This is a genomic window from Variovorax saccharolyticus (assembly GCF_030316765.1).
Taxonomy (GTDB): domain Bacteria; phylum Pseudomonadota; class Gammaproteobacteria; order Burkholderiales; family Burkholderiaceae_C; genus Variovorax; species Variovorax saccharolyticus.
This window is the reverse complement of the sequence record NZ_JASZYT010000022.1, coordinates 30,748-56,704: the sequence shown is the minus strand read 5'-3', so window position 1 is coordinate 56,704 and position 25,957 is coordinate 30,748. Positions and strand designations below refer to the sequence as shown.

Below are 25,957 nucleotides of genomic sequence, written 5' to 3'. Positions count from 1 at the left end.
GCGCAGGTCGCCGGGCCGTGAGCCCGTGATTGGAGGTCGTCGATTACGGAGCATCCGGCGATCACTCAGCTTACCCGCCGCGGCCTCCGGCGAGCGCTGCTCAGAATTGGGCCTGCCCATCGCCGGTGCGGTCATGAACCCATCGCATCGCCTGCTGCTCGCCGTGCCGAGTCGCTTCCGATTCTGTCCCATACACGATTTCCTCGGTGTCGTTGGGCAGTCGAGTCTCCTCCTCGTCCGCAGGTGTTCGCACAAGGATGACGATGGGCCGATAGCCGCCGCGCACCGGCTCTGCGCGGAGCTCAAAGCGAAAGCCTCGGTATCCAAGCGAGTGGCCATCGGAAATTGGAGTGCTTGGATCTGTTGACATGGTTCGGGGCTATTGGAAGTTTGGTCAAATTGTGCGCAAACGTCGTCTCGCTCCGGTGCAGGCGTGCACGGGCCTTGTCTGAAGGACAGCGCGCCGTGGGAGGCCGTCTGTGACCGACCACGCGCGGCGGCGAATGGATTCAACCGCTCGCATGGGACGCGTAGCCGCGGGTTCAGATCTCCTCGACCTCGAGCGTCTGCATGAACTCTCGGGCTACGCTACGCATCCATCTATCGCGATCGAGGGCCTGTCGATAGCATTCCCGCAAGCTCCCGGCCTGGATCTGCTTGCCTTGGGTAAAGCAACGCCGGTCCGCTGTCGTGTGAACGTTACCCAAAATGTCACGCCACCGGATGCGATCACCGCTATTTCTTCCAGATGTCGAGGGGTCAGAACCTTCTCGTAGTTGGCCCGCCCCACTGTGTTCACGTCCTTGTCGGCGACGAGGCTGCAATGGTTATTCTGGTCGATCATCGCGTTGCATTAACCGGTCGAACTGCCATCTGGTCGGGCGATGAAAACCGTCTGCTGGCGGCCCTCGATGGGGCTGGGGTGGCGTTCACGACAAATCGGCACGTGTAAGCCAGTTTGGGTTCTTCTACGACTGTTCTATGCTCGAACGTCCCTCCTCCTCTTCTTGTCCACGAATCCAGCTTCAGATGAGTTTCGACACCCTTGACTACCTTGCCCCCGACGCCTTCGAGGTTCGGATCTCCGAGCTCCTGGTCGCCACCTCCGACGGCGCGGACGCGCTGATTGACCCTTCCGTTTCCGAGGTGCTGCGGCTCGTCAAGGATCACCTGAGGATGGATGTCGTATTCGTCTCCGAGTTCGTCGATGGCCGCCGTGTCTTCCGCCGCGTGGAAACCCGCCCCGAGGCCGCGGTGATCTCGGAAGGCGGCTCGTCCACGCTCGAGCAGGGCTTCTGCCAGCGCGTGGTCGACGGCCGCCTGCCGCGCCTGATCCATGACGTGACATCCCTACCGAACAAGGCCGAGCTGCCACCGACGGATTTCCCGATCGGCGCCCACATGAGCGCGCCCATCGTGCTGACGGACGGGCGGGTCTACGGCACCTTCTGCTGCTTCAGCTTCTCGGCCAACCTGGCCTTGACCGAGCGCGATCTCAAGAAGCTCGAGATGTGCGCCCAGCTCGCGGCACGAAAGATCGACGCCCAGAGGGCGCGGGAGTTCGAACAGGCTAGCGCGAGCTGGCGGCTCCTGCCGTAGCGCGCCCGGCCCGGGACCAGTGGGCCAGCACCTCGACCCGCACAGCCTCGGCGATCGCGCCCGCCGCCGACGGACGGCCCGCTGCAGGGCACCGCCAGCTACCGCTCTTGCGCCACCGCATCCGTCAACGGCGGACCCTGCGGGTCATTGGCTGATGGGCGCCTTCCATACTTTGTGATCACGATAGCTGCCGCCGCGCTGCGGGGCCGAAACTCGCATGTACGGAAGAAGCTGGCGTCGGCCCACCTGGAGGCGCTCCTTGATGTCAGGTCAACCCGCAGTTCCAAAGCACTCCAACGCCCAAGGGCGTCAGGACGAGGATCGGTCCCTCTGCAAGTGGTGGTGACTCGTTCTGCGGTCGACGTGAGGCATGGGCCGTGCTCAGCATCTGGTTGACGGTGTTGCGCCAAACTCTCAGAGAGCACGCCATCCAGGGATTGATCATTGGAATTGCCAAGTTGGATCGCGTGTTGAACGACCCACGAGACACGTTGAACAGGGCGCGTATCCGATGTCTCTGGCGCATCAGCGCCTCTCGTCCAATGGTCATAAGCAATCGAGGTTCCAGGTGCCTGCCCTCAAGGCTTGTGAAGTTGGCCGGCCTTGTGAACACGTTGTAAGAGGCGGATGCCCATACGACCAACTTGGCATCCTTGCGAATGCAGGCGTGACTGGGTGTGCTTTCATGACTGGCGGGGGCGGAGCTGGATGCGAACTCGCCTGATCGCAGAGGGGGCGCATGAGAACGCATCGGACACGATTCGCATGCGGGCCGCGATGCAACTTAGGAGTGCGCAGCGCATGAAAAAAGCCGCCTGATGGCGGCTCGATCGGAAGGTGGCCGTGAGCACTTACGCGGCCCACGTTACGGCAAATATTCACTTGCGAAAGTCACCTTTGGTTTTTCTCGTCGTGGTGACTTCGACGCGCCGTTGGGTGGTCGGCTTGCCTGCGCAGGCATCCGAAATGAGCCTGAGCGTATCCGGGATGCTTGACTATAGCAGGATTGTGCATCGCCCTCTTATTCAGGAGATGCCTTCTTCTCCCGGCTCTGGCAATGAAACGCACCGAGACCGCGCTGGGCCGACGTGATACGTCGCTCGCTACGTGCTCTCCCCTCTCAGGCGAGCAGCCACCGCGATCGGGATCCGCACCTTGTAAGTCTGCACACGACGATGCGGCCTTGTCCCACAAGCTGAAACTGCGCGGCGGAGCACCCTTTCCGTTTGAAAGTCAGTTATGGAATCTCATCGGCAATTGAAATCTGCGACCCGGCATAACAGGCGGGCGTATCGCTGGATCCTGTTGGCAGTCATCGTCATCCTTCTCGCTGTGGCGGGCTACAGCCAATTTGCACGCAGGGCGGAGGCCGCAGTCCAGGGCCAGGGGCTCACTCAACCAATGCCGCAAACTCAGCCGCCACGAAAGCTGGCTGTCTGAGCTGATCAACCGCTGTTTGGGTTAAGGAATGTCGGATTCGAGCTTCGGGCACCGCGGGCATCAAGTCGAGATCAAGGCTTGGCAGGTACTGACTGGATGGGCAAGGTTGTTCCAGATTGACGACCTGGCCGTCGAGAACTCAGAAACGGGCGCGCGCTCCAAAGACCAGGCGCTGATCGAGGCGAGGCACGCAGCCATCGCGACGATCAGGAAGCAGGACGAGAACTTGTGCGGCGAAAAAGCGTAGGGCGGTCGGCAAACGGCAAACGGCAAACGGCATGCGCATGTGTCTGGCGCCGGATGCGCCTCGTTCATTGAACCCGCGTCAAGTGTCCCTCAGCCATAGATCGAGGACCGAACCCACGCATCGCACCATTCATCGTCTGTAAACGTCCCTGCCAATGCCAGTAGGCGTCCCAAGCTGGCGCCCTATCCGTTAAAACAGTGGGCACACATTCGCCGATGACTCCACCTGAATTTTCTTCCCGCTCGCCCCTGCTGGTCGTCCTGAACGCCGGGTCCGGTAGCGGTGAGGCCTTGCGCACCCGGGGTGTCATCGCGGCTGGCTGCGCCGCGGAGCAGCGCGACTTCCACGTGTACGAGGTCGAAGCGCCCGACCGTTTGCACACCTGCGCACGCGAGGCAGTCAAACGTGCCCGCATCCTGCGGGGCGTCGTGGTGGCCGCGGGCGGCGACGGCACGATCAACGCCGTGGCGCAGGCGGCGCTCGGCAGCGGCTGCGCGTTCGGCGTCTTGCCGCAGGGCACTTTCAACTACTTCAGTCGCACGCACGGCATTCCTTCCGACACGGCCGAGGCGTTGCAGGTCTTGCTGCACGAGAGCCCGCGGGCGGTGCAGGTGGGCATGGTCAACGAGCGCGTCTTCCTGGTCAACGCGAGCCTCGGCCTGTATGCCAAGCTGCTGGAAGACCGTGAGGCATTCAAGGCCCAGTATGGCCGGCATCGCTGGGTGGCCTTCTGCTCGGGTCTGCTGACCATCCTGCGAGGCGCGCGGCCCTGGTACCTGCACATGTCCTGGCACGGGCAGCAGCGCGACATCCGCACCCAGACCCTGTTTGTCGCCAACAATGCGCTGCAAATGCATCGTGTCGGTTTGGCGGAGGCCGATGCGCCGGAGCAAGGTCAGTTGGCAGCGATCGCGCTCAAGCCCCAGGGCGCCATTGCCATGCTGTCGTTGCTCGCGCGCGGTGCCCTGGGTCGTCTGGGCGAGGCCGAGAGTCTCGTGAGCTTCACGTTCGAATCGATGAAGGTGCGTCCGATGCGCGGTCGCCGGCGCGTCAAGGTCGCCACCGATGGCGAGATCGGCTGGCTCGACATGCCTCTGGACTTCCGGGTCTCGCTCGAGCCGCTCTGGCTGATTCGCCCCGACGTGGCGCCGGAACTGGAGGCGACGCGACAATGACGGTGCTGCTGCAGATCTCCGACCCCCATTTCGGCACGGAGCAGGAGCCCGTTGTGCGGGCGTTGGAGCTTTTGGCCCGCACGCAGCGCCCCGATCTGGTGGTGCTTTCGGGCGACATCACGCAGCGCGCGACCCGGGCGCAGTTCCGTTTGGCGCGCGCGTTCGTTGACAGGCTCGCGGCGCCGTCGCTGCTCGCGATCCCTGGAAACCACGACATTCCGTTGTTCGCGCTCGGCACGCGGCTTCTAAACCCTTATGGGCGCTACCGTGAAGCCTTCGGCTCAACGCTTGAACCGATGTTCGAATCGGTCGACTGCTTGGTCCTCGGTGTCAATACGACCCGCTGGTACCGCCACAAGAACGGCGAAGTCTCGGCTTCGCAAGTGGAGCGCGTCGCGCGGCGGCTCGCGCTCGCCACGCCGCAGCAACTGCGCGTGGTCGTTGTTCACCAGCCCGTCGCAGTGACGCTGCCGGAGGATGCGTCGAATCGACTGCTCGGGCGCGACGTCGCGGTCGCACGCTGGAGCGCCGCCAATGCGGATCTGGTGCTCGGCGGGCACATCCATCTGCCGTTCGTGCGATCGCTCCCACAGGAGTTGCCCAGCAGCCATCGACGGATGTGGGCCGTGCAGGCCGGTACGGCCGTCTCGACGCGTCTGCGCAGGGGCGCGCCCAATTCGGTCAATCTGATTCGCTGGAGCGGAGGACTCCCCCGCAGCTGCGTGGTCGAGCGCTGGGATTGCGTGGCCGGTACAGCGCGCTTCGACCTGGCCGCCACGGACACGTTGCCGTTGGGCGAGAAGCTTCCCTTCGAGCATGGAAGCTGAAGCAGCGCCCTTGGTGTCGGCGGCACAGCTTCTGGGTCAGCATGCGTTGGCCGTGTTCGCGATCGGATTGTTCGTGGCGATGGCTGCGAGCGGATTGGGTTGCGCGCTACTGCACCGCCGGCATGCCCGGTGCATCGACGCAGGCGATGCCATTGCGCCGACGCTCGCGAGACTGCTGGCCGGCTATGCAATCGGATTCGCCCTCATCCTCGGCACAGCGAGCCTTGTCGCTGTGATCGGCCAGCAGATCAGTTCGGGAAGGCATTGGGGTCTTGCCGAACAGGCGCTTGCCGATGCGATGGGAAGGCACACGCCCGCCGTAGCGTTGCGTGCTTTCGGCGTGCTGACCCATCTCGGCGACCCGCTCATGCTGGCCGTGCTTGGTGCGGCGGTGGCCGTGTTGCTCTGGCTGAGACGGGAGCGCCTGCTCTCGGCGGGCTGGATCATCGCGCTGGCCGGAAATGCCATACTGAATCCGCTCCTCAAGCAGGTGTTCGAGCGCGCACGGCCCCTGCACGACCTGGGGACGACGCCCATCGCTGGCTACAGCTTCCCCAGCGGGCACACCTCGGGCGCGATGGTTGCCTACGGCATGCTGCTATATCTCGCGATCCGCTTGCTGCCGCTGCGATGGCACGCTGCTGTGGCAATGGCAGCAGTGGCCCTGGTGCTGACTATTGCGTGCAGCCGCGTCTTTCTTCGGGTCCATTTTGCAAGTGACGTGGCCGCCGGTCTGTTCTCCGGGCTTTCGTGGTTGGGCGTGTGCGTTGCAAGCCTGCAGTTCGCCAGCCACCGGCGTACAGCGCAACCGAACGCGCATTGACTCGCACGGCTCAAAGGCAGGCGCTGCGTTTTTGCGCCAGCAGCGCCACAGGATGCCTGGGCTGACGAAGCTCTAGCAAGAATTTCTGGTGAGCAAGTGGCAACTGCTCCCCCGCGGAGAAGCAGGCCAGGCCACAACGAGCGGCCCTGGCATTTGAGCGCGGCCCACGGGACTGCCGCTGGCAGCAGCCTGCCGGGCTCGACTGCTTGAGCGAGGCGCTGCGGCGCAAATACTCGGCGTCGGAGCTGGGGCAGACCTTCGCAACCTGGCCGGGTTCAAACGGCGGCCGTTGGCGTGCTGGCGGCGGGGGCAATATCGATGCACCAGCGTCGACCTCGCGGCGAGTTCGCGCGGGCTCGGTGGCCAGATCGCGGAGTCGGACAGCTCGACCGGCGGCAACGTCGGCGTGCGCCATCGTGGGTCGGAGACAAGTGGACGCTGCGCGGCCACCTGAATGTCGGCGACGGTGCCTCGATGTCCAGATTGGCAGGCGATCGCAAGCGAGCGACCAGCTTGCGCCCCCACGGCGCTGAATGATTCGGCTACCGTCACCCGAGCTACGCGCGCGACGACGCGCCGCCCGACAAGGTCGCGATGGGCGACCTCAAATTCGGCGCGGGCTCCAGGTGCTGACAGGTTGCGCCGTCGGCCTGGACGGCCGGCTCGAGCGGCAGCACGAAGCAGAAGGTCAGGCCCGGGCCCTGGTTGCGTTCGACGTCAAGCGTGCCGCCGTGCGCTTCCAGGATCGAGCGGCACATGGCCAGGCCCATGCCGAGGCCCTTGGCTTCGGTCGTGAAGAAGTGATCGAAAACCTTGTTGAAGTGCGCCTCGTCGATGCCCGGGCCGCTGTCGCTGACGGCCACCCGGACCCGCCGGCCGTCGCTCGGCGCGACCGATACGTGAACGGAGCGGGACCCGCGGGGCTGTGCGGTCATGGCCTCGTTGGCATTCATCGCCAGGTTCAGCACCACCTGCTGGAGCTGTCCCTTGTCGCCGAGCACGACGCAACCGGGTGCCATCGACTGCGTCACGTCGACGCCGCGCTCCAGAAAATCGCTGCGCATCAACTCGATCACCTCCTGGACGCAGGCGCCGACGTCGACCTGCGCGCGTTCGGTCTCCTGCCGCCGAAGCATGGTGCGCAGGCCGTTGATGACCGCCGTCGCGCGCTTGTTGTCGCGCACCACGTCCTGCAGGATCTCCTTCAGGTCAGTCGGGTCTGGCGGGTTCCGGGCCAGGAAGCGCAAGCCGGCCTGCGCGTTGCTCAGGATTGCGGTCAACGGCTGCGACAGTTCATGTGCCAGCGACGCTGCCAGCACGGCGGTGCGCGCCACCCGGTCGGCATGCCACACCTGACGGCGCAGCAGGTACATCTCGCTCTCGTTCCGTCGCAAGTCGGTGACGTCCGTGAAGACTCCGCATATCGCATCTGCGCTGCCGTCGCGGTTTAGCAGCGGAAACTTGATGGAGGCGAAGAGGCGCGGCTCGCCGCGGGCATTGATGCCGATGCGTTCCTCGCTGCGCACCGCCTCGCGCTGCTGCAGTATGCGGCGTTCGCTGGCCAGCGTCGCCTTGGCCTGGCCGCTCGCGAAAAGCTCGGAATCGGTCTTGCCGATCGCCGATCCGCTCGCCAGGCCGAACAGCTTGTCGTAGACGCGGTTGGTCATCAGGTAGCGGCCGTCCTTCAGCTTCACGTACACCGCCGCGGGCATGTTGTCCAGGATGCCGCGCACCCGGTCGCGGCTCTGGCGCCGCTCGCGCGCGAGTTCGAAATCCAGCAGCACCACCAGTGCGAGAAAGGTGAACTCGGCGACGTGCACGCCGGGGATCCATCGGAGGTTGACGAGGTGGTCGTAGAACATGCCACCGATCAGCAACAGCACGCACCCGGCCAGCGTCAGGCTGCCGCGCCGGTTTTCCCCGGTTCGGTACCGCCGAAGCGCCGCAAAGGCGCACCATCCGAAGATGAGGTAGTAGCCCAGCACGCCAACAACGAACAGTGGCGTCGGGTTGAGGACGCGCAAGTCGGTCACGCGCTCGCCCCACGGCAGCGTGATCCCGGCTGCGGCCGGCATGGCGGCGAAGGCCAAGCCCCAAGGGGACCACAGGTTGGCTACGAAAAACAAGACGCAGACGAAGCTCATTGCGGCCTGCAGGTGGCGAGCCCTAATGTTCAGGTAGGCGCCGACAAACCAGGGGAGCAACCCCGCAAAAACGATGCTGGCGCCGATTTCAACCCTGCGCATCGAGACCAGTCCCTCGGCCGTCGAGGCGCGGTAGGCCCCGGTCTTGGCGCCGACTTAGACGGTGATGGCTGCGCAGACGACCGCGAACAGCAGATGGGTGCGGTGCACCGGCCGCTGCAGGCCGACAATGTCGTTGTGCAGGGCTGCGTAGGCGACGACGCCCGCCAGGGCGCACAGCGTCAAACGAAGAATTCACTCATCGCCTCGAGCCTAGCCGCGAGCCGGGACAGCGGAAAAAGGTAGAGCAACGTACCATTCCGCAGTCCCTCACTTCAAGAGCAGACGTCGCATGGCCACTGCCTGTCCCGCCGTTTTCGTCATCGACGACGACCCGGCGGACCTCACCCGCACGGAGCGGCTGGGCGGAAGCGTTTCTCGAACGCCTGCTCCAGGGGGCTAGCTGTTGCCTGTTGCTCGATGTCCACATGCCCGGCACCACCGGCATCGAGCTTCTGGACATGGGATCCGCCCGCGACTGGAACCTGCCGGTCGTTTTCCTGACCGGGCAGGGCGACATGCCGACCTGTGCCGCATCGTTGAGAAGGTGCGCTCGACTTCCTGCCCAAGCCGGTAGATGACGAACTCCTGATCGTGCCTTGCGGCTTGGGCTCGAGCGTCATGCCGCGCAGGGCGAGCGCGAGGCGCGGCGCATCAGCGTCCAGTTTCATCTCGACAGCCTTTCGCCGCGCGAGCGCGAGGTGGTGGACGGTGTTCTCTTCGGACGGCTCAACAAGCAGATCGCCGCCGACATGGAGATCTCCGAGAGGCCCGTCAAGGAGCACCGGGCGCGGGTTATTGAAGATGGGCGTGCGCTCGGTGGCAGCCGAATTGGCGAGCCGGTGCGGCGGCCACAACGTCGCCGGCGTGGCGACAGCGCAGCGCCGCGCAGGCGGTGCACAGGCAGGCTGATCGTCAACGCGGGGGGGCCGGCGAAGGCGCGACCTCACCGCTTCCGGTGACCCAGTCGATGGCGTCCAGCAGGGCCTGGTCGTCGACCGGCTTGCGAAGAAAGAACCGGACGCCCAGGGCGCGCGCCAAGCGGCGGGTCTCGTCGTCGTCGCGCGCCGACAGCGCAATCACAGGCAGGGCGACCGCCGCCCGCATGAGCCGCTCCCGGACCTGGAGCCCGTTCATGCCAGGCATGGAAATGTCCAGCACCACGCACCCGACAGCGCCCTGGGCCGCCTGCGTCAGGAACGCCTCGCCGCAATCGAAGGTCAACGCGCGATGACCGGCTGAACGCATCAGGCGGGCCAGACCGCTCCGGACCGACGCGTCATCGTCGACCACGTAGACGTCCAGATCGGCCGCGGATTTAACCATAGGGCGGAGTCCTCGCTTTAGCCGCACATGATGCATCCATGGCCGCCCCAACGGTATTGGACCTTGGTCCATCGGTTCAAAACATTTTCAGAACCTGACCTGCCGCGAGCGGCGATCAGGCTCGCACTCTCAGTGATTCCCACGAACACTCAGCCGCTGCCGCATGCATCAGGTCGTGGGTAGAAGGCCCGGTGGAGCCGAGCCTGGGGCGCCTTCAGTTCGCGTCGGTGACGAGGGAGGGAACAATGACAGCCTGGTCAGAGCCCATAGCGTACCGCGACGCCACCATCGCCAAGGTCGAACAGCCTGGCGGCCGCACATTCGGTCACGCCGGACATTTCGCGAACGAGGAGTTCAAGGGCCGATCCACGGAAGTGCACGACCGGTTGCGCTGCCTGGCGAAGGCAAGAGTGGACCTGTGGGCGGCGTTGGCCTCGGCGGTACGTCGTTGAAAAGTGGACCGTGAGCCGATCTCCTCCCGTCAGGTGTCCAGTGCCAGCCGCGTCCCGCTCGGCGCGCCACTGCGGACTCTCGCACGCGGCGCGCGCGACTGCGCCCGTCACATCCACCCTACGGCGAGCGACTCACGCCGGCGCCTTGCGCATCGCCTTGAGCGCCTTGCTCAGCTGCTGCGCGAATCGCGATGCGGCGGACGCGTCAGCCAGCACTTCGATGGAAGACCTTGGACCGCGAAGCACCCACCACGCCGCTGCGATACCTGCTGGGCAACCAGCACGGCCGCGAGTTGGTGGTGATGCTCGACCTCTTTCGTGCGCACGCTGGTCCGCCCTGCCGCCCAGGCCACACTGTCGAGGTAGGCGGCGGCCGGTCTCCACTCGCGTCGCGAGTGGCGCGCATAGCCTGAACTGCACCGCCTATAGCGCGCGATTCAGCCCGCCTCGACAACTGCTGCCAGTTTCTCGAAGAGTTCCTGCGCCAGGTTGAGGTCGCGACGCGCGCCTTCGGGGGTGGCGTTCACCATCACCGAGACCGTTGCGTTGCGCGACGCGAGGTGCATGGTCGCGACCTGGAAACCGACACCGCTGCCGGTGTGCCCCCACCAGTTGCCGATTTGACCGATGCCCAGGCCGTAGCGGTCGTATTCGGGGCCGTTGGTGACCATCCGCGCGCGCGACTTTCTCAGCTCTTGGAGCTCCGCACTGAGAAGCGAGCCGCGATCCAGCGCATCGCCCCACACGAGCAGGTCGGACAAGGTCGACGCCATGGCGCCGGAACCCGCCAGCGAGGTCGGGCTGATGAGCGGCTGATCGTCGGCGTCACCCGTCGCGACATCGACCGCATAGGGCGTGGGTGTCGGCGGCGGCAGGTTGGCCGACGACGGATAGCTCGTGCCATTCAGTCCGAGCGGCCTGAAGATTCGCGTGGTCAGAGCGTCGCCCAGCAGCTGGCCGGTCACGGCTTCGATCACCATGCCAAGCAGCACTGTGTTGGTGTTGCTGTACTGGTATTGCTCGCCGGGTAGAAAGGCCGGCGTCACGGCGAAGGAGAAGGCCGCAAGCTCCTGCGGCGTCCACACATGGAGCGTGTCCTTGACGAAGACCTCGAAGAAGCCCGGCTGCATCGAGTAGTCCGCCAGTCCGCTCTGGTTGCCGGCGAGATCGGCCAGGTCGATCAGGTTGCCGTTCGGCACGCCCGCGATGTAGCGCCCGATCTTGTGGTCGAGCGCAAGCTGATCGGATTGCACCAGCTGCAGGAGCAGCGTCACGGTGAAGGATTTAGTCACGCTGCGGATCGGGAAGGTGCTGTCCAGCGCCATCGGCGTGGCGCGGGCGACGTCGGCCTGACCGAAGGCTCGCCTCCACGGCGTCTGGCCGGCCACGTTCACGCCGGCCAGGATGCCCGGCGGGTGATAGGTCGCGAAGAGGCTGTCGACTGCCTCGACATAACGGGCTTCGCGGGCATTCGCCGCCAGCCCCGCCAGCACGCCCGAGTCGCCCGAGCCGCCACCCCCGCACGAGGCGAGCCATGGCGCGAGGGCCACAGCACCGGCCCAGCGGCCGACCCGACGACGCGACAGATCGAAATGCATGGCTGATGCTCCCATCGTTGTGCCCAAGCCCGGCGGCGCCAATCCCAGCCTCTCGAAACCAGCGACTGCGTGACATCGACTGGTTGCGGGAAGCTCAGACGGTTCTTCGTCAACTGCTTTTCCCATGGTTGGATTGGATTGGCGTTCAGACACCAGCCGCGTTTCGCCTGGTCTGCAATGTAATCGCTCCGCCCGCGCGCACGGTCCCCTTGGATGGGTTCCATCAAGCCGCTGACCCCGATCACGACCCACCGTTCATATAAGGGTTGGCGGCCCAGGGCTGCACGCCCAAGCCGATGACGCAGGCATTCGCAAGTCATCCAGGCGGAGTCCGTCAAGTTTTCCGAGTCTCGGATGCCGGCAACGGCACCGGCATCATCGTCTACGCCGGCGGCGAAGCAAGGGCCAGACCATGGGGCGCGCGCTATTTCGCGACGGCCGCCTCCAGCGATCGATGCCGGAAAGGCCGCCGATCAACAGATGCGTCGTGGGCACAGGCGTCTCTTGAGCAGTGCAGCCCCAGGTAAACCGCGAGCGATTCTTCGATCGGTGTGGCGGGTATAGTGGTATACCCTTAGCCAAATGCTGCGCAGAGCCGTTACGCGCCTGTGTCGACGCGCTGGGCTCCGCGCAATTTTTTGGTTATGTCATGCATCCTCGCCAGCGCTCTCGGAGCGATACGAAAGCTCTCTCGCCAACGGCGCCACCGCCCATGATGGAGCCTTCGACCGGTGCGAAGGACACGCTGGGTTGCGCGTTCAGTCGTCTTCAAAGGGACCAGGAACTGTCGGCAGGCGGCGTCAGGATCTATCGCAAGACGACCGAGGGTGCACGGCTCGGGTACGTGGAGACGCCGGCCACCGGCCGTGGCGTACTCGTCGGAATTTCTTTGCGTGATGGTCACGAGCGGCGGATTTTGCATGAGCACCATGCGGCGAGCCACGCCTTCAACAGAGGCGCCATCTACATCCGGGACTTCTGCGATCGCTATCGCGCCGACATGAAGTCTTCTTTCGATTTTGTGGTGCTCGAATTTTCTCCCGCAGCCATCGAGCGTGCGATCGAGGACAGGGAGGGCCCCCGAGTCAGTGGGCTGGCGCGCGTCACGGGCGGCAAGGACGAGGTGCTCGCCAACCTCGCCATGGCGTTGACGCCGGCGCTCGACAGGCCCGCCGAGGCGAGTTTGCTGTTCGTCGATCAAATCAGCGTCGCGATGGGGACCTACCTCCTCGAGAAGTACGGCGGCGCGCCACGGACCGACATGAGGAGGAGGCGGCTCCTTTCGCGCTCGCAGGAGGCGCGTGCGAAGGAAATGCTGCGCAGCCGGATCGATGGCAGCATAGCGATTGCCGACATCGCGGCCGACTGCAACCTGTCGCGCAGCTATTTCACGCACGCGTTCCGAGAGACCACGGGCCAGACGCCCCTGCAGTGGCTGATCGCCCAACGGCTGGCACGCGCGCGCGTGCTCCTGATGGATTTCGAGCGGCCGATCGCTGAGATCGCCGCGGCTTGCGGGTTTGCGGATCAGAGTCATTTCACGCGCGTCTTCGCCCGGAGCATGGGCACGCCGCCGGGCACTTGGCGACGCGAAGCGAGGATCGACAGCTAGCGCAGAGCCGCTCGCCCAGATGCGCCGCAAGGGCTCACCTGCCAGAGCGACATGGCACCTGATGACTGGCGGTCCGCCGGCATCGAGGACTCAGGCCGAGGCCGCCGCGCGGCCGAATCCAGGTGCGGCTTCCTCGTGGCAAGCAGCAGCGTTGAACACAACAGGACGAGGATCGCCGCATCCTTCGTCAGAACGCCCACCGGGCACTGACGCGCGCGCTTCTCGGCTCCATCGGGTGCACATGCCGATCGTCAATGCCAGCGCCGCAGGCGCCGCTCGCGATCTCGCCAGCCGTGCAGGAGGCATAGAAGTACTCGATGTCGTTGCCCTTCCTGCCCGCCAGGTTGAAGACGTCAAGTCCCAGCGTCAGGTTTCGGTTGACCGCATAGCGCGCGCCGAGGTTCAGCAGGGTGTTGCTGCGCGAGCGCACCGTGTTCCGCGTATCCAGCGCGCGCGGACCGAGGTAGCGCAGCCAGAGCGAGCCCGTCCAATGGCCCCGGATGTAGGTGAGGCCGGTGGCCAGCACACTCTCCACGGCGTTGTCGACGTAGTGGCCTTCGCCTTCGGGCGGCGTACCGCGAAAGCGCGCGCGCGAATAGGCCGCGTCGATGTCAATCCGCAAGCCGTTCGACAGGTTCCAGCGAAGCGTAGCCTCGATGCCGCGCCGATCGCTCGCGCGACCCGGTTCGGTCGAGCCGGCGTCGCCGACGTAGACCAGTTCGGAGTCGAGCCGCAGTTGCCAGAGCGCGGCCGTCGCCATCACGTTGTCGTTCGGTTGGAAACGCCATCCCACTTCCGCACCGTTGCCCTTGGCCAGTGCCGGCACGCGGTCGGCCGGGAGACCGGTCTGGGGATCGAGCGTGATGGTGGTGCCGCGCACGTCGTTGCTGTGGAAGCCCACACCACCATTGAGATAGAACTCGTTCTGGGGTGACAGCGTGAAGATCAGGCCCGCCTTCGGACTCGCGAGCGAATCGTGGCCGCTTCCACTGTTGAGGGGGCCGTAGACCGGCTCGCGCCCTTGCACCTCGTAGCGCAGCATGTCGGCGCGCAGGCCGACATAGCCGCGCCAGCGCTCGCTGAGATAGACGAGTTGTTGCGCATGGATCGAAAGCAGGTCCTGCGACACCTTGTCGTTGCGAACCGTCGAGATTCGCTCGCGCGCCTCGGTGGTGTAGAGGCCCACTTCGCCGATGCGGTCGCCGCGCCACTGGGCGCCGAAGCGCAGCACACCATCGAGCGAGCCGAGCTTGCTGGGCATCTGGTGCGCCGCCTCGGCTCCGAACACATGGCGACGATCGGTCTGCTCGAACTGGTCACCGTGGACCGGATTGTTCAGGAAATAGGTGAAATCCGAGAACAGGTCGAACCGGTAAGCCATCGCGTAGGCGTTGGCTGTCGTCTCGCCCGCCTCGCGCTTGCCGAACCACTTGCCCGACAGGCTGTAGCGCTGGCTCTCGCCGCCATCGGTAGGATTGAGCGATCCGAAACGCGGCAACTCACCGCTGGCAATCAGCCGCTCGGGCACCTGGTCGGTGGCGTTCCAGCGGGCCTTGTAAGCCATGCCCGTGAGGCTGAAGCCGCGCGTCGGCGTTCCCTGGGAATAGCGCAGCACGGCATTGACCTTCTCGAGGTTCTCCGGCACGTTCCAGGGGCCATCGTTGCCGACCAGTTCCACGGCCCCGAGCCAGGTCTGGTCGTCCAGCGTGCGCGAGCCGGCCGCGAGCAAGCGGCGGTAGTTGTTGGAGCCGAAAGTCACTTCGGCGAAAGGCGCGTCGAGCGCGCTCAGGTAGTCGATGGCCGCGCTGCCGGCCAGCGCGAAGTCGCTGTTGTCGGCGAAGTACGGCCCCTTGCGATAGCTGACCCCCGAAACCAGTTCCGGGATCAGAAAGTTGAGGTCGGCATAGCCCTGGCCGTGGCCGTGGGTCGGCATGTTCACCGGCATGCCGTCGACCTTCATCGAGAAGTCGGTCCCGTGATCGAGGTTGAAGCCGCGCAGGAAGTACTGGTTGGCCTTGCCGTCACCCGAATGCTGGGTCGCGACCACGCCGGGCACGGCTTCGATGATGTCCCCGGGGCGCAGCTTGGGGCGGGCCTGGAACACCTCGCGCTCCGCCACGCCTTCGCTGGCGCTGTCGGCCGAGCCGATGGTGGCGTCACGCGGTCCGCGCACCTCGACTTCGGGCAGATGACTCTCCTGGGCCGAGGCGCCGCCGGTGAAAGCGGCGGCGATGGCCAAGGCGCGAGGTAGGCGGCGGGGGAGACGCTTGCACCATTGTGTATGACAAATTTTCAATTGTTCATACCGTCACACGCCGGCCGCATACGCCGTTCGGCGCAGACACTCAGTTCACGGGTTTCAGGTGTCCGTGATCCCCGCCGTGGGCGTGAGGGTGCGAGTGGCGCTTGCTGGCGGCCTCGAGCGGGACCAAATGGATGTTGCCGTGACGCACGCCTCGCAACGCCACGAGCTGGTCCGCACAGGCCTGCACTGCCGCCAGCGGGCCACGCAGGATCACCGTCTCCAGGCAGTGGTCATGGTCGAGGTGGGTGTGCAGGCTGGTGATCACCAGGTCGTGGTGCTCGTGCTGCAGGTCGAGTACGCGGGATGTGACCGTCTGCTCGTGATGGTCGTAGACATAGCTGACGTTGGCGACGCACCAACTGGCCTCCCGTTTCGCGCGGCCCAGGGTCACGCTGCCTAGCTGTGAACGGATCAGATCGCGCACCGCCTCCGAGCGGTTGACGTAGCCCTTGTCGGCGATCAGCGTGTCGAACTGGGCCGCCAGGTCGTCGTCCAGCGAGATCGTGAAGCGTTGCATGGCGAGAAGGTCTGGAACAGTATCGAAGGATCATAGTGCCGCTCTCGCGGATGGGCGTCCGTTGGCCACCGAACACCGTGACGCCGAGCCTCCCCGCAAGGTCAGGGAGCGACCGGCGCGCCCTATGTTCGCCGGCCGCTCGTGGGTGTGGGGTTCAACAACCGCAGCGAATCAGACAGCGCCGCCCTGGCGGGGGCAACCTGCCGTGCCGCCGCCCTCCTCGGCGCCTTGGCGCGGCTGCCCCTTGTGGGCCCGGCCGGTCAGGGCAGCGGCGCCGGCAGGAGCGCGACGACGCTGTCGCCGATGTGGCCTGAGGACCTACACGACAGGCACTCGCGCGGTGACATGCTAGTGCGCCGAAGCGCCCTACCACCCCCTGCGCTTGTCGGATCGAAAGGCAAAGATGGACGCAATGGAGACCCTCGAGTACCTGGGATGGCAGTTCTTGTGCAGCGGCGAGCGGCTGCCCTCGGGAACCTACCAGGCGACCGTCCGCTACAAGGCGCCGCCCAGCGATGACATCCGGACCCTGGTTCTGGACCCTGAGAAATTCGGTACGGCGCAGCAGGCGCTTGAACGCGCCAATGAGCTCGCGATGAAATGGGCCAACGCGCGAGGTGGTGACGGACGTGGAGACGCTTGAGGGCCGGCTGCGGCAACCGCATCGGTGCGCCGGGTGATCATTGGGTCTGCGTGGTCGCGCGCTCACCGGCTCCTGGTACGACGTGGCCAGTGCCCCCGTCGCTCCATCGGGCCCTTCCAGCAATGGCATGTGCCGAAGACGCATCGCCTGTGCTCCCGAGCTCGACGCTCACGATCCATCTCGAGGCTCGAACGCCGTGCTGCCTTCGCTCAGGATGGTGCTGCGTCGCCGGTGAGACTGCAGGCCCAAGAAAAAGCCCGCCGAGCGGGAAGAACCGAACGTGGCCAGAGCAGCTTTCATGAGGGCGATTTGAGATGCGGTGCGATCCCGCGCCACCCGCCAGGGCTCAAAGGCGGTCGGCCGCTTCCTGACGCTCCGATGAGTCAAGAGAAGACTCGGCGCCGCGGGCCCGGTCACGTGGCAGGAAGTTCATCGCAACGCTGCCGGAACTCCCCGCCCTGACGACGCGATGGATGAAGTCGAGTTTCTCGATCACAGGCTCGACCACGATGAACGGATAGCTGTCGTGGGCGCCGAGGCTGCGATCCATCGCATTAATGAACTGCGAGACCGGCAGCCATTGTTCAATGACGGCGTCCCGGATCGATTCGGCGTTCAGGTCGAGCGCTCTGACCTTCAGCGAGGGACCCGAGGGCAAGGCCTGGTCGAGGTGGGTGCCCCAGGCAGCCGCGGTCTCCAGGCCGTCCACCATATGCAGGTAGTGGGCCCATGTCTCCGCCCAGTCCTCCCAGGGATGCGAGCTTGCGTAGGCGCTGATGAAGCGCTGGGGCCAGTCCGGCACCGGTGAGGCGTAGTGCTTCTTCAGGGCCTCGCCGTAGTCCGCCCGCTCATCCCCGAAGAGCGACCGGTACTCGTCGATCCACGGGGTGTCGCGCACCAGCCGGTCCCAGTAGTAGTGGCCGACCTCATGCCGGAAGTGACCCAGCAGCGTCCGGTAGGGCTCATGCATGGAGAGGCGGATGTGCTCGCGACGCGCATCGTCGGCCTCGGCGATGTTGAGGGTGATGACGCCCTCGTCATGGCCCGTCAGCACCCTTTGCCTGGGATTCACCTCTTCGAGAAACTCGAAGGACAGCCCATTGGCAGGATCCTCCAGCTTGTTGGGTGTCGGCAGGACCAGTTCGACCAGCGTGTAGAAGAGGCGACGCTTGGCCTGTTCGAGCGCCGCCCAGTAACCGTGGTTCTCCGGCTTGGCCAGTTCGGGAATGGTGTGCGTCGTGCGGCACGATAGGCAATGACGATGTGAGCTGGCGCAAGGCAGCATCCAGTTGCAAACGCCGCGCTTGCGATTCGCGCAAGGCTTGTAGTCGACCCCGGGCGGGCCCTGCCTGCGCCATGCCTCCTCGTCCGCGGTCTCGAAGGCAAACATCAGTTGCTCGTCCGGTGCATAGCCAAGCGTCGACCCGCAGGTCTCGCAGCTGAGGTTCTCGAAGAAGACGCGATTGCCGCACTTCGAGCAGGTCAGTTGTTTCATGGTGTCCTTCGATCGCGGCAGACGGCGCGTCTTCAAATTGCCGGTTTCCCGTTCGAAGCTGGAAACGCTTCGACCGAATGGACGCCGGAGGGGTGCAGCCTGACCGCCTCGGTCATTGCGGCGGTGCAGCATAAGGCGCGAGCGAAGGTGGCCCGTGTCCTACACGGGCTTGGATGAAGTGCAAGGGATAGTCCGCCCCGAGATGCCAGTTGGAAGCGGGCTTGAGAAAGGATGGCCGACCGGTGCTGAATCGCTCAGCGGCATTGCAGGGAGATGCTGCAGCCCGCTTGGGCCTCCTCTGGGCGCAAGTAGAGACGCGCCCGTGGGAGCCGCGACTGCGGGGACCGCAGGGGCCTGCCCTGACTGACCCACGCGCGGCAACTTCTTCAATTCAGGGGCCTTGCCTAGCTTTCAGCGCTTCTGATCCGGTTGTTGCGGGTTGCCTTGCCCGGGTTGTTGCCCTGGTTTTTGCTGCCCGGGGTCTTGCTGTTGTTGCCCGGGGTTGCTCGGGGTCCCTTGCCCGGGCTGTGACCTGCCGGGGTCGGTCTGTTGTTGCTGTCCGGGTTGGTTGCCCGGTTGACGGGGTGCGCTTTGATCAGGTTGGTTTGCCATGGAATGCCTCACAGGTCATCGGAGCAATGGCGCTCCGCCAATGACCCTAGGCGTCCGTTCTCACGGCACGGGTAGGCCCGCATCGAACGGCCCTGTAGGGAATGTTCCGCGCCCGCGGGACCCGGATCAGAGCCCTCGAGGCGTCGTCTCGACTGAAGCTCGTGGCCACAGGCGCGCTCCACCAACGAGCTGCCTTCGTCACGCGCCGGGGGCTGGCGATGGGTGGCGACCGCGCGGGGCGCGGCAGGCGCTCTGCCAAGTAGACACGACTGACGGCGACACCCCCTTACCACTGCGCCCGCATCCTGATCGCGGGCCCAAGCCTCGCGCCCTTGTTCTGATGTGCGGCATGGCGCATACGCAGGCCGAGGCGTCGCACCCCCGGTCGCACGGTCTCTCCGCGGTCGCGCGAGGCTTGTCGGGTCGAGCCGTCATGACGCGCCCGCTTTGGGTCGACACGCACGTCGGAGGTCACCGGACCATGAATCGTCGCGCTTCCGGCGAGCAGTCGCACTCACCCGAAGAATCGGGCCCGCTCTGGCCCGCGCGGCGTCAGCAGGCGCCATCCTGCCCACCGCAAGGACATTGGCTGACAGGGTGGCGCCGTCGAACCCACGAGCCTTTCGAACCAAAAGGAGCCCCCGTGCCTGATCGACCGCATCCCGTCAGCCTATTGGCGCAGGCCGGACCCCAAGGCCTTCGGGCAATGACCCGATGAACCCGCCCCCTGAGCGCGAGGCACGGGACGAGGCGAAGTTTGTCCGGGTGCGGGGTGCGCGTGAGCACAACCTGAAGAACGTCGACGTGGACATTCCCCGCGATGCGCTGGTCGTGTTCAGCGGCATCTCGGGGTCGGGCAAGTCGTCGCTCGCCTTTGGCACCCTCTACGCGGAAGCGCAGCGCCGCTACTTCGAATCGGTGGCACCCTATGCGCGCCGGCTGATCGATCAGGTCGGGGTGCCCGCGGTCGATTCGATCGAGGGCCTGCCGCCGGCCGTCGCGTTGCAGCAGCAACGCGGCGCGCCCAGCACGCGCTCGTCGGTCGGCAGCGTCACAACGCTCTCGGACCTGCTGCGCATGCTCTATTCGCGCGCCGGCAGCTACCCGCCGCGGCAGCCGATGCTGTACGCAGAGGATTTTTCGCCCAACACCCCGCAGGGGGCATGCCCCCACTGCCATGGCCTCGGCCGTGTGTACGAAGTGAGCGAGAAGTCGATGGTGCCCGACGACTCGCTGTCCATTCGGGATCGGGCGATCGCGGCCTGGCCCCCTGCGTGGCATGGACAGAACCTGCGCGACATCCTCGTGACGCTGGGCTACGACATCGACACGCCCTGGCGCGACCTGCCCCGCAAGGACCGCCAGTGGATCCTGTTCACCGACGAGCAACCCACGGTGCCGGTCTACGCGGGCTTTACGCCGGCCGAGACACGGGCCGCGGTGCGTCGCAAGATGGAGCCCAGCTACCAGGGAACCTTCACGGGCGCCCGCAAGTACGTGCTGCAGACCTTTGCGACCACGCAAAGCGCGCTCATGAAGAGGCGCGTTTCGCGCTTCATGGTGGGTCAGGATTGTCCGTCATGCCAGGGCAAACGCCTCAAGCCCGCTTCGCTCAGCGTCACTTTCGCCGGCCTGGACATCAGTGCACTCTCGCAGCTGCCACTGGCCCGGTTGATGCAAGTCCTGGCGCCCGCGGCCGAGGGGCGCTTTGCGCGCGAGGAAAAGGCAGCCCCGCTCGACCGCGCGGCGGCACGCAGGGACACCGCACGCAGGGTCGCGGCGGGCGGCTCCGCCCACGAGGGTGCGCGGGATGTGCGCCGCACCGGCAACCTTTCGGAGGAAAAGCGCATCGCCGCCCAGCGCATTGCGCACGATGTGATCGACCGCCTGAAGACCCTCGACGATATCGGCCTCGGCTACCTGTCGCTCGATCGCAGCACGCCCACGCTCTCGCCCGGCGAGCTGCAGCGGCTGAGGCTGGCGACCCAGATCCGCTCGAATCTGTTCGGCGTGGTGTACGTTCTCGACGAGCCCTCGGCGGGATTGCATCCGGCCGATGGCAAGGCGCTGCACGTGGCGCTCGAGCGACTGAAGCGCTCCGGCAATTCGCTGTTCATCGTTGAGCATGACCTCGAGCTCATGCGGCAGGCCGACTGGATTGTCGATGTGGGCCCGGACGCGGGCGAGCGCGGTGGGCAGGTTCTCTACAGCGGCCCCCCCGAGGGGCTGCGCCGGGTTGTGGCCTCCCGGACGGGCCACTATCTCTTCGCCGAGCCGTCACCGCGAACGAGGGCGCCGCGTTCGCCTTCCGGGTGGCTGAAGCTCGAAGGTGTCACCCGCAACAACCTCCATCGCGTGAGCGCCGACATTCCGCTGGGCGTATTCACCGCGGTCACTGGCGTGTCCGGGTCGGGCAAGTCCAGCCTCGTGAGCCAGGCGCTCGTCGAGCTGGTCTCGGTGCAGCTGGGCCATGAAGCCGCGTTGCCGGAGGAGGAAGGCGATGAACTCGAAGCCACGCCACTCGGCATCACGGCCGGCCACATCGCCGGCGGCATGGAGGCGATCCGGCGATTGGTTCGCGTCGACCAGAAGCCGATCGGCCGCACGCCGCGATCCAACCTGGCCACCTACACGGGCTTCTTTGATCATGTGCGGAGGCTGTTCGCAGCGACACGAATGGCGCGCTCGCGGCACTACGACGCCGGCCGTTTCTCGTTCAACGTGGCCAAGGGCCGATGCGAGACCTGCGAAGGCGAGGGCTTCGTGAGCGTCGAGCTGCTGTTCATGCCGAGTGTCTACGCCCCCTGCCCCACCTGCCATGGCGCGCGCTACAACGAGCAGACGCTGCAGGTGACCTGGCGCGAGAAGAGCATTGCCGAGGTGCTTGGGATGACCGTGGACGAGGCCCTCGAGTTCTTCAACGACGAAGGCGCCGTGCAGCGGCCCCTGCAACTGCTGCAGGACATCGGCCTGGGCTATCTGCGACTGGGGCAGCCCGCCACGGAACTCTCGGGCGGCGAGGCGCAGCGCATCAAGCTGGCGACGGAACTGCAGCGCGCGCAGCGCGGCTGCACGCTCTATGTACTCGACGAGCCGACCACGGGGTTGCATCCAGCCGATGTCGACAAGCTGATGGCGCAACTCGATGGCCTGGTGGCCGCAGGCAACACCGTGGTGGTGGTTGAGCACGAAATGCGTGTGGTCGCCATGAGCGACTGGGTCATCGACATGGGCCCTGGCGCCGGCAACGAGGGCGGCCGCATCGTGGCCGCTGGGACGCCGGCCGAGCTCTCGAGGGCGGTGGAGAGCCGCACCGCGCCCTACCTTGCGCCCTTGCTGGACCGCGGCGGGTCGCCGGCGGATTGATCGAATCGCTTGCGCACGCCCACCTGCCTGGGCGAGCGAGAGACATGGCTCGGGACATCGGCTGCCTCACTGGGCCAGGCGCAATTCATTGAGCAGGCCGGCGACGTGGGTCACCCCCAGTTTCTCGTAGATCGACCGGATCTGGTTGCGCACGGTGGCCGGGGAACGCCCTAGCTGCTGTGCGATCTGCTTGTGGGTGTTGCCCTTCGCCAACAACTGCGCGACAACGCGCTCGCGCGGGCTCAGTCCGTCCACTCCGTACCGCGGCCGGGCCCTGAGAAACAACAGACCGTGCTCGACATGGTGCGTCGCCACCAGCGTGCGGCCGACGAAGTGCCCCTGCCCACGCAGGAAGTGTTCGAGTACCGCGCGCGGCAGGACGCGGCCGGGCCAGTCGTTCCATTCGCTGCGCATCAGCGCCTCGAAGATCGGATCGACGTGGTACAGGACGCCCATCAGGTCGCCCATGGCCGTGCCGCGGCGCTTGGGCCGCCAGTCTGGCGCAGAACGCTCCAACTGCGTCACGCGGTTCAACCCCAATGCCTGCATCAGGTGGGGCGACAGCAAATGCACCAGTCTCGTTTCGGCCTCCGTGTTGTGCTGTTCGGGATCGGCGCGGAACAGCGAAATCCATTCCATGAACTGGGCCGAGGTGTCGTTGGCCATCGTGATCAGCATGTTGTTCTGCTCGTAGCCCTGGACATAGTCGCGGAACTGCCATCCGCGGCGGTCTCCCCACCAGGTCGCGGTGTTGAAGGCGCGAGTGCCGCGCGCAAGGCCAAACAGGCTCGCTGCTGCGGTGTCCAGGTGCTTGACGTCCTCGTAGTCGATCATCATCTGCGGCGATTTCTCATGCAGGTGCAGGGTATGGACATCGATGCCGCCGGGCGGCGCGGTGGCGGCCGTACCCCACATGGCCGACTCGAAGGACACCACGCCCTTGACCAGGCCAAGGGCTTGGTCCTGGAACAGGTGCAGGGGCTGCTCTTTCGATAGCCGGTAGAGGCGCAGCAGCAGGTCGCCGAAGTCGCTCAGGTGCGAGGAAGCCATCCGGCCGATGATAAGCAAGAGTATTCCGTGGGAAAGACGCGCATCTTGCCAGCGTCCTGATGGCGCTCGAATGATGGAAGCGCGCCGTGGGCTTGTATGCGTCGTCGGGGGTTGCGTACTCTCTGGCACCTTCGGCCGCGGGCGCCCGGCCGCGAGGGCAGCGGGATCATTCCTGCGCAGGCATCGATGCAGGTTGCGACAGGCGACGTGCTCCCGCGCCGCTTCGGCAATGCAAGGGGCTCGGGGTCATGGTATTGCGCTGCGACGCGACGCGCTGGCGCGTCGACTGGTGAGGGCGAGCGTGTCAGGCGAAGCGCTGGCGCCGAGAGCGGGCGTCGGTGCCCCCCCGGTCCGGCCTGCGGCAGATACAGCGTGAAAGTCGAGCCCTGTCCCGGGGGGCTGGCCACGCACACGTCGCTGCCCGAACTGCCGGGTGAAGCCGAAGACTTGGCGAAGGTCCAGACCCGTGCCTTTGCCGACTTCCTTGGTCGTGTAGAACGGGTCGAACACCAGTTCCAGCTGTTCTGCGGCGATCCCCGTTCCGGTGTGGCGCATCGCACCCGGCAAGGAAGCGGCCGGGGCGAAAAGCGTGGTTGCCGTCCCCCGGCATCCCATCGGCGCGGGACATCTCGAGGGTGAGGGAGGCCGCCGCGGGGCAGGTGTGGCGGGCGTTGACGGCCAGCTCAATGATGGCCCCCAAGGCCAAGCAGGCGGCTTCGCGATGTGTCGCCTCGAATTGCGCAGGGCATGCGACGAACGCACCGACCGTCGGCAACAAACGCGAACGGGCCGACGGCCAAGCGTCGCGAGCAGCCAACGTAAGCTATGCGCCGCCGATGCCCACTGTCACCTTGCCGGTGCCGGCGCAGATGTTGCATGGGCGCCGCTCAGGGTCCCGCCCGGACCCCCCACAAACTCGGCAAATTGCCTCGCCACTGCCACGCGTTCCGGGGGGCGCTTCGTCTCCGGGGCTCATGGGGGCTTGCTGCGCAGACTGGTGCGTCGCGGTGGTAGCGGATTGGATCATCAGGATCTCCTTAGACGCTTCAGCGTTGCTGCGTCAGAAAGCCCCGTCAAGTTCGGCATTGCGGCGATTGACGTGGGAAGATGCCTATCTGATCGGAAGAAGCACAGGGGTTTTTTTGGCGACCGCGTCGTCCCAGTCGGGGCCTTCCCTTGCCGCATGCCGGAGACACCCCTCCTGCGGACCGATCTCCCCCGGGGCTGGATCTGATGATCGACCCCCATTAGTTGACAGTGGAAACGCAGGCGCGCCGTGACCGGCCTGGCGGTCGTCGATTTTATTTTTTCCGAATGCTGCCGCGAGCGCGCCAAAGGAACCTTCGCTGGAGAAATGCTCACGCAAGGACCTCACCCAGCACCGGGGTGGGCGTCGTCAATTCCGCTCGTCCGACTCCCAAGCTTGTGGCGCGAAACGTCCGACGCGGTGCGCTCCGGAATGGTCAGTCGCAGGCATCCGAAAGTCGCACTGCGCGCAGGTACGCGTCCCGCTCATCGCAGCTCATCCCACTTTCGAGTTCGGTCAGTTCGAGCCGCTCGAGGTCGTGAGCGAGCCACTCATGCAGATGAGAGATCGGGGTGCTGGCGGGACACGTCTGAGTTTCCCATCCCCGCAGTCTGGAAAAGGCACTGGAGAGAAGCATGCGCAGGTAGACCGCTCGAGCCACTCTGAGCTCGCTCAATTCCGTGTGCGACAGTGACGTCTGGAAACGCGCGACTTGCCTCTGGCAACGGGCGAGCCGATCATTGAGCAGAAGCGCGAAGCCCGCGGGTTTCCCGAGGCGATCCCTTTGGAACCGGTCAAGCTCACTCAGCAGTTGCGCGTAGGCAAGCTCTTGGAGAATCCGAAGCGCGCCATGCACAGAGGGCTTCATGGATCCAGTCTCCCCCTCGGCCGGGCACTCGCCGCGTAGGACAAGGGGCACGCCCGGGGTCATCACGCATCGGCGGGGCCGTGCTGAGCGAAGTCACGCCCGAAATGAAGAGCGGCCTGCGTCAAACTCTGCGGCAGTGGGAGGGCGGCAGTTCCAACGCGCTGCCGGTCCCCACAGCTTCAAATTGCGCTCCCACGAACTCACTGGAGCCCATGATGGCCACAACCAAGCGCGCCGAAACCGGTGTCTGGAAACTGTTCAAGGCCGACGAGGAGCTCATCAGCTCCCGGGCCGCCAGCGCCTCGCAGAGAAGCGCGACCGCGCATGAGATCAGCATAGTCTTGACCGTCCACGCGCAGATCGAGGAGGAGATCTTTTGCTTGGCCCTGCGCCAGGCGATCAAGGACTCCGACTGGTGGACCAAGCCGAGGTCGAGCACGCCAGTGCCAAGGATCTGATCGCCCAGATTCAGGAAGCGACCGATGTAGACGACAAATTCGACACCAAGTCATCGTGCCGGGGGAGTACATCGACCACCACGTGAAGGAAGCGTGCAACGAGATTTTCGTCATGGCCCGCGCCGGCACGGGGTCTCGACCTCGTGGGCATGCACGGGCGGCTTGAAGCGCGCAAGGAAGAATCGATCGCAGAGGTAACGGGCTTGACGGCTCCGTAGTCAAGTCCCGGCGTGGGGACTTGGCGGTGGCTGCCCCAACGCCCTTTTTCGCCTTC

Annotated in this window: 21 protein-coding genes; 12 read left to right on the top strand and 9 right to left on the bottom strand. The window is 65.7% G+C overall.

Annotation, left to right across the window (positions count from 1 at the left end):
- Positions 1 to 1,029: 1,029 nt before the first annotated feature.
- From QTI45_RS35255 to QTI45_RS35235, 5 genes are all read left to right on the top strand, one after another.
- Complete coding sequence (locus tag QTI45_RS35255) at positions 1,030 to 1,599, top strand: GAF domain-containing protein (protein WP_286373800.1); 570 nt, start codon at positions 1,030 to 1,032, stop codon at positions 1,597 to 1,599.
- A 1,468-nt stretch (positions 1,600 to 3,067) separates the two neighbouring features.
- Positions 3,068 to 3,286 (top strand): hypothetical protein, encoded by a 219-nt coding sequence (locus tag QTI45_RS35250; protein ID WP_286657669.1) that lies wholly within the window; start codon positions 3,068 to 3,070, stop codon positions 3,284 to 3,286.
- 215 nt (positions 3,287 to 3,501) lie between these two features.
- Positions 3,502 to 4,461 carry a diacylglycerol/lipid kinase family protein gene (locus QTI45_RS35245; RefSeq protein ID WP_286657668.1) on the top strand — a complete coding sequence of 320 codons (960 nt, stop codon included), beginning with the start codon at positions 3,502 to 3,504 and terminating at the stop codon, positions 4,459 to 4,461.
- Entirely contained in the window at positions 4,458 to 5,288 is an 831-nt protein-coding gene (locus QTI45_RS35240) for a metallophosphoesterase family protein (RefSeq protein ID WP_286373803.1), read from the top strand. Before QTI45_RS35245 ends, QTI45_RS35240 begins: the two co-directional genes overlap by 4 nt.
- Positions 5,278 to 6,111, top strand: coding sequence for a phosphatase PAP2 family protein (locus QTI45_RS35235; protein WP_286657667.1), 834 nt, complete (start codon positions 5,278 to 5,280; stop codon positions 6,109 to 6,111). The genes QTI45_RS35240 and QTI45_RS35235 overlap by 11 nt, the downstream gene beginning before the upstream one ends.
- 557 nt (positions 6,112 to 6,668) lie before the next feature.
- On the opposite strand, the gene QTI45_RS35230 is transcribed toward QTI45_RS35235, so the two are convergent.
- Both QTI45_RS35230 and QTI45_RS35225 read right to left on the bottom strand, forming a co-directional pair.
- Positions 6,669 to 8,357 carry a two-component system sensor histidine kinase NtrB gene (locus tag QTI45_RS35230; RefSeq protein WP_286657666.1) on the bottom strand — a complete coding sequence of 563 codons (1,689 nt, stop codon included), beginning with the start codon at positions 8,355 to 8,357 and terminating at the stop codon, positions 6,669 to 6,671.
- 54 nt (positions 8,358 to 8,411) lie between these two features.
- Positions 8,412 to 8,540 (bottom strand): hypothetical protein, encoded by a 129-nt coding sequence (locus QTI45_RS35225; RefSeq protein ID WP_286657665.1) that lies wholly within the window; start codon positions 8,538 to 8,540, stop codon positions 8,412 to 8,414.
- 242 nt (positions 8,541 to 8,782) lie between these two features.
- Here QTI45_RS35225 and QTI45_RS35495 point away from each other — a divergent pair, with 242 nt between their 5' ends.
- Both QTI45_RS35495 and QTI45_RS35490 read left to right on the top strand, forming a co-directional pair.
- Positions 8,783 to 8,935, top strand: a complete 153-nt coding sequence (locus tag QTI45_RS35495) for a response regulator transcription factor (protein WP_353621389.1) — start codon at positions 8,783 to 8,785, stop codon at positions 8,933 to 8,935.
- Positions 8,936 to 9,055: 120 nt separating this feature from the next.
- Entirely contained in the window at positions 9,056 to 9,316 is a 261-nt protein-coding gene (locus QTI45_RS35490) for a LuxR C-terminal-related transcriptional regulator (protein WP_353621390.1), read from the top strand.
- Here QTI45_RS35490 and QTI45_RS35215 read toward each other — a convergent pair.
- Positions 9,270 to 9,680 (bottom strand): response regulator transcription factor, encoded by a 411-nt coding sequence (locus tag QTI45_RS35215; RefSeq protein WP_286373808.1) that lies wholly within the window; start codon positions 9,678 to 9,680, stop codon positions 9,270 to 9,272. The two genes, QTI45_RS35490 and QTI45_RS35215, sit on opposite strands and share 47 nt — an antisense overlap.
- Positions 9,681 to 9,925: 245 nt before the next feature.
- On the opposite strand from QTI45_RS35215, the gene QTI45_RS35210 reads away from it, so the two are divergent.
- On the top strand, positions 9,926 to 10,132 hold the full coding sequence (locus tag QTI45_RS35210; RefSeq protein WP_286657663.1) for a hypothetical protein: 207 nt from the start codon (positions 9,926 to 9,928) through the stop codon (positions 10,130 to 10,132).
- Between the two features lie 437 nt (positions 10,133 to 10,569).
- On the opposite strand, the gene QTI45_RS35205 is transcribed toward QTI45_RS35210, so the two are convergent.
- Positions 10,570 to 11,772 (bottom strand): serine hydrolase domain-containing protein, encoded by a 1,203-nt coding sequence (locus QTI45_RS35205; RefSeq protein WP_286657662.1) that lies wholly within the window; start codon positions 11,770 to 11,772, stop codon positions 10,570 to 10,572.
- A 670-nt stretch (positions 11,773 to 12,442) separates the two neighbouring features.
- Here QTI45_RS35205 and QTI45_RS35200 point away from each other — a divergent pair.
- On the top strand, positions 12,443 to 13,342 hold the full coding sequence (locus QTI45_RS35200) for an AraC family transcriptional regulator (protein WP_286373810.1): 900 nt from the start codon (positions 12,443 to 12,445) through the stop codon (positions 13,340 to 13,342).
- A gap of 187 nt (positions 13,343 to 13,529) precedes the next feature.
- Here QTI45_RS35200 and QTI45_RS35195 read toward each other — a convergent pair whose 3' ends face one another.
- A complete protein-coding gene (locus QTI45_RS35195; RefSeq protein WP_286657661.1) occupies positions 13,530 to 15,581 on the bottom strand; it encodes a TonB-dependent receptor in 2,052 nt (683 codons plus the stop codon).
- Between the two features lie 106 nt (positions 15,582 to 15,687).
- The gene (gene nikR, locus QTI45_RS35190) at positions 15,688 to 16,164 is read right to left on the bottom strand and encodes a nickel-responsive transcriptional regulator NikR (protein WP_286373812.1); all 477 of its coding nucleotides are present in this window, start codon (positions 16,162 to 16,164) and stop codon (positions 15,688 to 15,690) included.
- A 403-nt stretch (positions 16,165 to 16,567) separates the two neighbouring features.
- Here nikR and QTI45_RS35185 point away from each other — a divergent pair, with 403 nt between their 5' ends.
- Positions 16,568 to 16,807, top strand: coding sequence for a hypothetical protein (locus QTI45_RS35185; RefSeq protein ID WP_286657660.1), 240 nt, complete (start codon positions 16,568 to 16,570; stop codon positions 16,805 to 16,807).
- A gap of 346 nt (positions 16,808 to 17,153) precedes the next feature.
- Here QTI45_RS35185 and QTI45_RS35180 read toward each other — a convergent pair whose 3' ends face one another.
- Positions 17,154 to 18,302 carry a zinc-binding metallopeptidase family protein gene (locus tag QTI45_RS35180; protein WP_286657659.1) on the bottom strand — a complete coding sequence of 383 codons (1,149 nt, stop codon included), beginning with the start codon at positions 18,300 to 18,302 and terminating at the stop codon, positions 17,154 to 17,156.
- A gap of 1,326 nt (positions 18,303 to 19,628) precedes the next feature.
- On the opposite strand from QTI45_RS35180, the gene QTI45_RS35175 reads away from it, so the two are divergent.
- Positions 19,629 to 22,280, top strand: coding sequence for an excinuclease ABC subunit UvrA (locus tag QTI45_RS35175; protein ID WP_286657658.1), 2,652 nt, complete (start codon positions 19,629 to 19,631; stop codon positions 22,278 to 22,280).
- A gap of 66 nt (positions 22,281 to 22,346) precedes the next feature.
- Here the strand turns inward: QTI45_RS35175 and QTI45_RS35170 are convergent, their stop codons facing one another.
- Both QTI45_RS35170 and QTI45_RS35165 read right to left on the bottom strand, forming a co-directional pair.
- A complete protein-coding gene (locus QTI45_RS35170; protein WP_286657657.1) occupies positions 22,347 to 23,330 on the bottom strand; it encodes a helix-turn-helix transcriptional regulator in 984 nt (327 codons plus the stop codon).
- Positions 23,331 to 24,793: 1,463 nt separating this feature from the next.
- The gene (locus QTI45_RS35165) at positions 24,794 to 25,225 is read right to left on the bottom strand and encodes a hypothetical protein (protein WP_286657656.1); all 432 of its coding nucleotides are present in this window, start codon (positions 25,223 to 25,225) and stop codon (positions 24,794 to 24,796) included.
- Between the two features lie 215 nt (positions 25,226 to 25,440).
- On the opposite strand from QTI45_RS35165, the gene QTI45_RS35160 reads away from it, so the two are divergent.
- The gene (locus QTI45_RS35160) at positions 25,441 to 25,683 is read left to right on the top strand and encodes a hypothetical protein (protein WP_286657655.1); all 243 of its coding nucleotides are present in this window, start codon (positions 25,441 to 25,443) and stop codon (positions 25,681 to 25,683) included.
- Positions 25,684 to 25,957 lie beyond the last annotated feature (274 nt).